Source organism: Xenorhabdus bovienii (assembly GCF_024721015.1).
GTDB lineage: Bacteria > Pseudomonadota > Gammaproteobacteria > Enterobacterales > Enterobacteriaceae > Xenorhabdus > Xenorhabdus bovienii.
Genome location: NZ_JANAIF010000288.1, coordinates 1 through 661, shown reverse-complemented (window position 1 = coordinate 661; position 661 = coordinate 1). Strand labels below are relative to the sequence as shown.

The window sequence follows — 661 nt, the reverse complement described above, 5'->3', positions numbered from 1 at the left end:
ATCACATCAGAGCCGGTGACAGTGATTAATTCAGGAACATAGGGATAAACGGTTAAGATATCGCCGTCATAGCTGGCTGCGGCGCAATAGGCTGTGCCGCCCGTTTCCAACTGAATGGACATGCCGATCAGATGGCGCGAAGCGGGTTTGGCATCAAAAATCAGCCGTTCCAGCTCAAAATAGGTCGCTTCCGTGATGCCGGTGTTCATCACGCCGATATCCAGCCGGAAGGTGCCGGGCGGGTCTTGGTTTTGCCACCATTCAATCACGCGGATTAAGTAACCGAACGGCTCGACTACCCGGCGGATGGCCCCAATCGTTCCCTTGTGCTTATGGACGAACATCGCGGCGTTAATCGACTCCCGTTTGACACGCTCCGGCCAGTCCATATCCCAGCGGTCAACCGACCACGCCCACGCCAGATAGGGCAACCATTTCACCGGACAGCGATCCGGATGCCACAGATCACGAAGCGGGACGGGAATATCGGCCAGACTGGCGAGCGCTTCGGCGGCGGCCAGTTCCAGCGGGGAAGAGCCGACCGGCAACAGGCGGTTATTCATCGGAACCCCCAATGATGACCGCCGAACGGGTGCAAAAACTGGCCTGGGTTTTATCCAGCACCATGTCTTTAGCCGGTGTTTTCAGGTCAACACGCTGG

Annotated in this window: 1 protein-coding gene and 1 pseudogene; both read right to left on the bottom strand. The window is 57.3% G+C overall.

Annotated elements, in window-relative coordinates; translation table 11 throughout:
* Window positions 1–563: phage tail protein I (locus NXS07_RS20625; protein ID WP_258087588.1), on the bottom strand; the 563-nt coding region annotated here is incomplete at its 3' end.
* Window positions 556–661, bottom strand: a pseudogene (locus tag NXS07_RS20620) (baseplate assembly protein); the annotation flags it as partial. The gene NXS07_RS20625 and the pseudogene NXS07_RS20620, both read right to left, overlap by 8 nt.